This is a genomic window from uncultured Fretibacterium sp., assembly GCF_938030725.1.
Taxonomy (GTDB): Bacteria; Synergistota; Synergistia; order Synergistales; family Aminobacteriaceae; genus Fretibacterium.
This window is the reverse complement of record NZ_CALHIQ010000157.1, coordinates 1-8,406: the sequence shown is the minus strand read 5'-3', so window position 1 is coordinate 8,406 and position 8,406 is coordinate 1. Positions and strand designations below refer to the sequence as shown.

Annotated in this window: 7 protein-coding genes; 5 read left to right on the top strand and 2 right to left on the bottom strand. The window is 64.0% G+C overall.

Annotation, left to right across the window (positions count from 1 at the left end):
* Positions 1–738: sodium/proton-translocating pyrophosphatase (locus Q0629_RS08880; protein WP_298781537.1), on the top strand; the 738-nt coding region annotated here is incomplete at its 5' end.
* 176 nt (positions 739–914) lie between these two features.
* On the top strand, positions 915–2,651 hold the full coding sequence (gene dnaG / locus Q0629_RS08875; protein ID WP_298781536.1) for a DNA primase: 1,737 nt from the start codon (positions 915–917) through the stop codon (positions 2,649–2,651).
* Between the two features lie 58 nt (positions 2,652–2,709).
* Here dnaG and alr read toward each other — a convergent pair whose 3' ends face one another.
* Positions 2,710–3,861 (bottom strand): alanine racemase, encoded by a 1,152-nt coding sequence (gene alr, locus Q0629_RS08870; protein ID WP_298781534.1) that lies wholly within the window; start codon positions 3,859–3,861, stop codon positions 2,710–2,712.
* A 307-nt stretch (positions 3,862–4,168) separates the two neighbouring features.
* On the opposite strand from alr, the gene Q0629_RS08865 reads away from it, so the two are divergent.
* Genes Q0629_RS08865 through Q0629_RS08855 form a run of 3 tightly spaced genes read left to right on the top strand, consistent with a single transcriptional unit; the run spans position 4,169 to position 6,988 of the window.
* Complete coding sequence (locus Q0629_RS08865) at positions 4,169–4,795, top strand: IS607 family transposase (RefSeq protein ID WP_298781532.1); 627 nt, start codon at positions 4,169–4,171, stop codon at positions 4,793–4,795.
* Positions 4,789–6,021 carry a transposase gene (locus Q0629_RS08860; protein WP_298781530.1) on the top strand — a complete coding sequence of 411 codons (1,233 nt, stop codon included), beginning with the start codon at positions 4,789–4,791 and terminating at the stop codon, positions 6,019–6,021. Before Q0629_RS08865 ends, Q0629_RS08860 begins: the two co-directional genes overlap by 7 nt.
* A 25-nt stretch (positions 6,022–6,046) precedes the next feature.
* A complete protein-coding gene (locus tag Q0629_RS08855; protein WP_298781528.1) occupies positions 6,047–6,988 on the top strand; it encodes a zinc-ribbon domain-containing transport protein in 942 nt (313 codons plus the stop codon).
* 15 nt (positions 6,989–7,003) lie between these two features.
* On the opposite strand, the gene Q0629_RS08850 is transcribed toward Q0629_RS08855, so the two are convergent.
* Positions 7,004–8,209, bottom strand: coding sequence for an HD domain-containing protein (locus Q0629_RS08850; protein ID WP_298781540.1), 1,206 nt, complete (start codon positions 8,207–8,209; stop codon positions 7,004–7,006).
* Between the last annotated feature and the right edge of the window lie 197 nt (positions 8,210–8,406).

Below are 8,406 nucleotides of genomic sequence, written 5' to 3'. Positions count from 1 at the left end.
ATCTCCGACAACGCGGGCGGCATCGCCGAGATGAGTGACCTGCCTGAGGAGGTCCGCGAGATCACGGACCACCTGGACGCCATCGGCAACACCACCGCCGCCATGGGCAAGGGCCTCGCCATCGGCTCCGCGGCCCTCACCGCGCTGGCCCTGTTCGTCGCCTACTCCCAGGCTGCGGGCATCAGCAAGATCGACATCATGGACCCGAAGGTCATCGTGGGCATGTTCCTGGGCGGCATGCTGCCCTTCATCTTCTGTGCCCTGTCCATCGAGGCCGTCAGCAAGGCGGCTCAGGCGATGATCGAGGAGGTGCGCCGTCAGTTCCGTGAGATCGTCGGCATCATGGAGGGGACGGGCAAGCCGGAGTACGAGAAGTGCGTGGCCATCTCCACCCACGCGGCCCTCACCCAGATGATCGTCCCCGGCTGCCTCGCCATCGCTGCGCCCATCCTGGTGGGCTGGCTGCTGGGCAAGGAGGCGCTGGGTGGCCTGCTGGGCGGCGCCATCGTCACGGGCGTCATGATGGCCATCTTCATGTCCAACGCGGGCGGCGCCTGGGATAACGCCAAGAAGTACATCGAGGAGGGCAACTACGGCGGCAAGGGCTCTAAGAACCACGCCGCGGCCGTCGTTGGCGACACGGTGGGCGACCCCTTCAAGGACACGGCCGGCCCCAGCCTGAACATCCTGATCAAGCTGATGACCGTGGTGGCCCTCGTGCTGGCCCCGCTGTTCTAAATTTCAGCTCCCAAGCCTTGCTTGCAAAGGACTTGGAAACGGAATAAACCGGACGGCCGGCGGAATATCGACTGTAGTTCGGGAGGGCGTCCGCCCTCCCGAACTTTTCTGTCTTGAACGCCTTTTGAACGCCTCAAAGCCGCGCTCTCGACCTGCTCTCGAAAGGAGCTTCCGCTATGGCAAACGACGACGTGCAGCTCGTCAAGGAAAAACTGGACATCGTGGACATCGTTGGGGACCGGGTGCGGCTGCGCCGCGCCGGGCGGGACTTCGTGGGCCTGTGCCCCTTCCACAACGAGAAGACGCCATCCTTCCACGTGTCCCAGGAGCGGCAGAACTACCACTGCTTTGGCTGCGGCAAGGGAGGCGACGTCTTCACCTTCGTCATGGAAACGGAGGGGTTGGACTTCCGCGCGTGCCTTGAGCTTTTGGCGGAGCGGGCGGGGGTGACGCTGACGCGGCGCGGCGACGGGAAGCGCGCGGGTGGCGACCTGTACGAGGTCATGGGGGAGGCGGCCCGGTTCTTCAGCGCGCAGCTCCGGGGGCCGGAGGGCGCGGCGGCGCGGGCCTACCTGGACCGGCGCAGCCTTTCCCCCTCGGACGCGGAGCGCTTCGGCCTCGGCTGGAGCGGCAGCTCCTGGGACTCGCTGACCCGACACCTTCGGAGCCAGGGCGTCACGGAGCGCCAGGCCGTCGCCTGTGGGCTGGCGCTGGAAGGGCAGCGGGGCGGCGTCTACGACCGATTCCGCGGGCGGCTGATGTTCCCCATCCGGAACGTCGCGGGGCGCGTCATCGCCTTTGGCGGGCGCCTCGTGGACGGCGAGGGCGCGAAGTACATCAACAGTCCGGAGGGGGAGATCTACAGCAAGCGCAGAAACCTCTACCTGCTGCACGAGGCCCGAAGCGCCATTCGGGAGCGAAAGCGCTCCATCCTGGTGGAGGGCTACATGGACGCCCTGCGGCTGCACCTGTGCGGCTTTCCGGAGGCCGTGGCCTCCCTGGGGACCTCCCTGACGGAGGACCAGGCACGGCTGCTCAAGCGCTTCAGCGACACCTGTTACATCTGTTACGACAGCGACGCGGCGGGGCAGGAGGCGACGCTGCGCGGCATGTACGTCCTTCAGGAGCTGGGGCTTGACGTGCGCGTCGTCTCGCTGCCGTCGGGGAAGGACCCGGACGAATTCCTGCTGGCGTCCGGAGGCCCGGCCCGCTTCGAGGCGGCGATCGCGAACGCGCGTCCGCTGATCCTCCAGCACCTGGCTGCCGTTCGAGGGGCCCTGGAGTTGCCGGACGCCCGCCGGGCCGGCGTGGAGTCCCTCATGAACGGCCTCCTGCAACTGGACCCCTCCAGCATCGCCCCCCACGTCCCCGAGTTGGCCGGAGCGCTGAACCTCTACCCCCACGAGTTCTGGAGGGAGCTCGAGGACTTTCGCCGCCGCGCCCCGCGCCCCGCGTCCCGCCCATCGGAGGCCCCCGCGCCGGAGGGGCATGAGCCTCCGCGGAAGCTGGCGCTGGACCCGCTCGAGTCCGCGCTGTGCTCCCTCCTCTGGCGCGACGGGACCCGTCGCCGGACGCCTGCGGAGGAGGTGCTGGCGCTTCTCTCCGACGAGCGGGTGAAGGAGGTGGCCCTCTCCATCCTGATGGAGTCCCCTGCGGCGCTGGAGGCGCGCTGGCTGTCGCTGAACGACCGATATCCCCTGGCCCTGCTGGCGCGGGGCGACGCCTTCTGCGACGAGCTTGTCGCCTCCCCCGACGGCGCGGACCCCTGGGGCGTCGTCTGTACGGCGCTGAAGCGGCGCAGGGGCGAGGCCCGCCTCGCCGCGCTGAACGCGAGGATGAAACAGGGCGCGGCCACCGCCGAGGAGCTGGCGGAAGCTCACGCCCTGGCTGCGGCGCTGAAGAGGCGGAATTGACGCTCTCCCGCCGCGCTCTTCGTTTGGATTTTGGTGGATTCTGGCTGGGTCCGCTTCCCTAAAGCCTCTTTTCCCCGCGCTCGATGAAGACGCGAGGCACCCGCGGCATGATGCAGCTCAGGAGCTCGTGGATGATCGTGTTCCCCGCGAGGGCCGCCTTCAGCATCAGGCGCCCGTCGAGGATTACGGCCTCGTCCCCGGCCTTGACCCCCGGAACGTCCGTGACGTCCGCCATGAACATGTCCATACAAACGCGCCCCACCACCGGGCAGAGCTGGTCGTGGATGTAGACGCTCATCCTGTTGGAAAGGGCGCGCGGGTACCCGTCGGCGTACCCCGCGGGCAGGACGGCCAGGATGGAGTCGCGCTTCAGGACCGCCGTGCCGCCGTAGCCGATCTTCGCCCCCTTCGGCAGCTCGCGGACGGCAGCGATCCGGGCCTTGAGCGTCATGACGGGCTTCAGCTCCGCGGGGGACTCCACCTCCTCGTCCGGAGAGGCGTAGCCGTAGAGCACCAGCCCGAAGCGGCCCATGTCCAGGTGCGCCTCAGGGTACCTCAGCACGCCGAGGCTGGCCGCGATGTGCCCCAGCCGGAACGTGACGCCGCGATCCGCCAGCGCCTGACGGGCCGCGGCGAACTTCGCCATCTGCATGCGGGTGTATTCGGGGTCGCCGTCCGCGTTGGCGAGGTGGCTGAACAGCCCCTCGGCCTCGAGCCCGGGCAGGCGGCACAGCGTCGCCATCTCGTCGGCCACGGCCTCCCAGCCGCTCTCCGGCCAGTAGAAGCCAATGCGCCCCATGCCGGTGTCCACCTTGACGTGGATCTTGATGGTCCGCCCCGCGGCGCTGGCCGCCCTGGAGAGCGCGAGGCCGTTTTCGAGGTCCCCCACCGCCTGGGTGACGTCGTGCTCCCACATCAGGGGGGCCAGGGACGGCGCCGACTGTCCCAGACACAGGATGGGCAGCTTGATGCCGTTCTCCCGCAGCGTCACGGCCGCCATGACGTAGGCCACCGCCAGCATGTCGATCCCGCACGCTTCGAGCTTTTTCGCGACCTCCACGATACCGTGGCCGTAGGCGTCCGCCTTGACCACGGCGAGGGACTTGACCCCCGGCTTCAGCAGCCCCTTCAGCGACTTGACGTTGCCCTCCAGCGCGTCGAGGTCGATCTCCGCCCACGTTCGGGTCATCGCAAGTTCCAGATTCGTCATCTCAGTCTTTCCTCCCGTTCAGGAATCGAATTTCGCAGGGCCGCCCTGCGAGGCGGTTCAAAGTTTTCGGATGGTTTCATCAGTTGGAAGTATTATAGAACAAAACCGCGGACGGGTTCAACGCGGCAATGCGATACTCAATGCTATACTTAGGAAAGCATTGAAGCGCAAGGCATTGAAGTGTAAGGCGTTGAAGCGCACCGCGCTGCTGCGCGTTTTCCGGCAGCGGGCGCCGCAAGGGGGCGCCCGTTGAGGTTTTGTTAACTGCTTATTGAAGCATATCTAAACATGTGCAATAATATTCAATATGAACAGATATATAAGCATTGGAGAGGCAGCTCAACTATTAGGAGTTTCCGTCTCTACGCTTCGGCGTTGGGATCGGGAAGGCAAGGTGTCCTCAGTCAGGACTTCCGGGAATCAGCGTCGCTATGACCTGGATGTTTTACTTCCTCACCGGGTTCGGCAAAAAACGGACTGTCGCAAAACTCTGGCATATGCTCGTGTTTCCAGCCACGATCAAAAAGAGGACCTGGAACGTCAAAAACAGGTTCTGGAACTGTATTGCGCACATCAAGGCTGGACGTTTGAGGTTATCTCAGACCTCGGCAGCGGCATGAACTACCACAAAAAAGGTTTGAAGCGACTTCTGAACGAAATTCTTGATGGTTGCGTCGCTCGCCTGGTTGTGACCCACAAAGATCGTCTTTTGCGCTTCGGAGCAGAGCTTGTGTTTGCCATCTGCGAAGCGAAAAACGTGTCGGTCGTTATCCTGAACAGCGGTGAGGATACGACGTTCGAGGAGGACCTTGCAAAGGACGTTCTTGAGATCATCACCGTGTTTTCTGCTCGTTTGTACGGTTTGCGCTCCCGAAAGAATCAGAAGTTGCTTGAAGGTGTGAAAAAGGCTGTGGAGGAAGCTCAACAATGCTGAGAGCCCACAAGATTGCACTGGACCCCAATAACGCGCAGGCGACGCACCTTGCTCGCGCCTGTGGTGTGGCTCGTTTTGCCTACAACTGGGCTCTGACGGAGTGGACTCGCCAGTACGAGGCATGGAAGGCGGACAACAGCCTGCCCAGGCCCAATCAAATGGCGTTGCGCCGACAACTGAACGCCATCAAGCGCTCTGAGTTTCCCTGGATGCTCGAGGTCACCAAGTGCGCGCCTCAGCTGGCAATCATGCAGCTTGGGGAGGCGTTCAGGAACTTCTTCGCTCTTCGGGCGAAATATCCCAAGTTCCGCAGGAAGGGCATCCATGACCGTTTCTCCATCAGCAACGATCAGTTTCATATCGACGGTCGGCGCATTCGTATCCCCAATCTGGGTTGGGTGAGGATGCGTGAGGCATTGCGTTTCCGTGGGAAAATCGTGTCCGCGACGATCTCTCGTGTCGCGGACCGGTGGTTTGCAAGCATCTGCGTCTCTGTCAGTGACACGGATCATGCAGCTTCGCTCAACCTCCGGTCCATTCCCCAGGCCGAAAGCCAAGGCGCTGTGGGGGTGGATTTGGGAGTGTCGGCGCTCGCTACACTGTCAACGGGAGAGGTTATATCCGGCCCGAAGGCGTTGGCTTGTTTGCTGCCGCGTTTAAGGCGCTTATCCCGTTCCGTGGCACGGAAGCAAAAAGGCTCTGCAAACCGTAGGAAAGCGCGACTGAAGCTTGCGCGCCACTACGCTCGCATAGCGAACATCCGAGCCGATGCGCTGCACAAACTGACGACCGACCTGACACGGCGTTTTGAGTTAATCGGCATTGAAGACTTAAACGTGAAAGGAATGCTGGAGAACCGCCATCTTTCTCGTTCGGTCTCGGATATGGGTTTCTTTGAGTTCCGCCGTCAGCTGGACTACAAGGCTCGTGATACGGGCTCGCTTGTCGTGATGGCGGACCGCTGGTTTGCGAGCAGCAAGACGTGTTCGGACTGCGGCTGGAAGCTTGAAGAATTGCCGTTATCCGTTCGATCGTGGACCTGCCCGAATTGTGGAGTGGAGCATGAGCGGGATGTGAATGCTGCAAAAAATCTGAAGGAATACGCCGTGAGTTCCACGGTGTCAGCCTGTGGAGAGGAAGGCTCTGACCAGGAACGCAAGTTTTTGGTGAAACCGGCCTCAGTGAAGCAGGAAGTCAGCACTAAAGATACCTATGAGTATATTTAGACAAGTCTGGCGGAACGGAGGAACCATGAAGGACGTTTTCAAAAAGGCGTTGCCGTATCTCGCGCTGTCCCTGTTGCTGGCCTGTCTGGCCATCGCCCTGCCCCTGAACGTCGGGGAGGGCTCCGACTTCGGCAACTTCGCGGGGGAGAGCGACTACGGCGGAAGCTCGGGCGGCGGGTGGAGCGGCGGCGGCGACAGTTGGGGAGGCGGCGACGGCGGTTTCATAAACCTGGGTGGGGTCGGCGGCTCCATCGACTCCATCGACATCGTTGCGATGCTGGTGATCCTGTTCTTCGTCGTCAAGTTCTGTGGGGACAGGGGGCTCTTCGCCAGGAATCGCCGCGCGGGGCGGACGGACGCGCCTGAAGAAGTAATCGTTCTCTCCAGGCCCCTCCTGCCCATGAGCGATTACCTGAGGCTGGACCCGGACTTCAGCGCGGCGGGGCTCCAGGAACACATGGCCAACCTCTACGTGCAGATGCAGGACTGCTGGCACAACAAAAACATCGAGCCCGTGCGGCCGTGGCTGACGGATGCGTTCTACAATCAAATGGAGGGCCTGCTGGCCCCGATGCGCAAGAAGCGCGAGACGGACTACATCGAGCGCATCGCCGTGCTGGAGACGAACCTGAAGGGGTACTACCAAGCGGGCGGCATGGACTTCCTCGTGGCCGCCATTCGGACGCGCATCACGGTGTACACGCTGGACGACCGGACGGGGCGGGTCGTTTCCGGCAGCAAGGATCGAGAGAAGTTCATGGAGTACGAATGGGAGCTCACGCGAAGGAGCGGCGAGAGGACGGACCGGGCCAAGGGCGGCGTGAAGGCGGTCTACTGCCCCCACTGCGGCGCGCCCCTCGACGTCAACGCATCGGCCCGCTGCACCTACTGCGGCGGCACGGTGACGGCCTCCAGCAAAAACTGGGCCGTGTGCCGCATCAAGGGGGTATCTCAGCGAACCGTGTGAGCGCGCCTCTGAGCCCTACCGGAAGTACTCGAAGAGGTACCCCAGCTGCAGGCCGGCGACCTTCGCGTTCCGGAAGCGCCGGTAGAGGGCGCGCTTGCCGTCCTCCAGCTCCGTGGGGCGGATGCCGGTGCGGATGGAGGCCGACGCCTCGATGTAGGCGGCCAGCTTGTCGCACACCCCGACGAGTTGGCCGTCCATCGGGTTGCAGTCGTCGCGGTTCAACTCGGCAGGGATGTCGCCTGCGTGCCGCTGGATGGGGTCGATCTGTCCGCTCTGCCACGTCTTGTTGGTGAACTCCTCCTCCGTGTACCAGCGCAGCTCGTCGTGCCACCCGTCCGGGAGCAGGGGCAGAATGCGCTCGTTCATCGCCTCGTGCTCGTAGCGGCGGATCATCTTGTCCAGCCCCTCGACGGAGGCCTTGACGGGAGAGATGATGTCGCGCGTAAGGACCTCCGGCAGGTCGTGAAACAGGCCGCAGAAGAAGTTGTTGTAGAGACGCCGGGGGCACGCGCCGATCTCCTGCGACAAAAGCCACGAAACGACGGCCACGAACAGGAGGTGCTCCAGGACGGAGGTCTGGGGCACGCGGTCGGTCTGTGCCCAGCGCTTCTGAAAGGTCAGCTGCCCCACCATGGAGATGAACCCCCACAGGGGGGAGCCGTCCCGCGCGTCCAGCATGGCCCGCGCGGAGGGCAGGTCGATGGCGGCGACGTTGGCCTCCACCTCGCGCCGCGTCCGCTCGATGCCGTACATGTCTGCGCTCCAGTGCAGGATGAACGCGAACTCCCAGCTCGTGGCCATGTAGTGCGCCGCGCCCAGGATGCGCCGTTCGAGCGTCCGCTCTCCCGCGTGGCGATGGTAGTCCCGGAAGGCCCGGTCCATGTCGGGCGAGAAGGCCGCCAGGTCCGGCGCGAGGCGCTCCGCGACCCACGCGTCGAGCTCCGCCTTCGTCTCCGGGTCCTGGATCAGCTTGTGAAACACCGGCGGGCGGATGTCCGTCACCACGACGCGGTAGAGGAACTCGAAGATCCCGCCCCGAATCAGCGCCCCCCAGTCCACGCTCTCCCCGCGGTCCTCCTCGCACTTGCCCAGTACCCATGCCGTGACCATCTTGTGCGCCTGCTTGCCCAGCTCCGTGAACACGGCGGGGTGCGGGTGGTCGTTCCAGCGTTTCATGCTGGCCGCCGAGAAGATGCGCTCAAGGAACGTCCGCGTTATCACGTTCAATCACACTCCGGTCGAAGGGTAAAAATTGAAGGATCAAAGGCTCCGTTTCCCGTCTAGCGCCGCGTGGGCCTCATGGACCAGCGCCTCCGGGTCGAGGCCGGGCAGGAAGCCGTGGTCCTCGCGGGTCAGCCGGCAGAGGAACTCCATGTTCCCCTCCGGCCCCAGGATGGGGGACCAGGTGAGGTCCGACA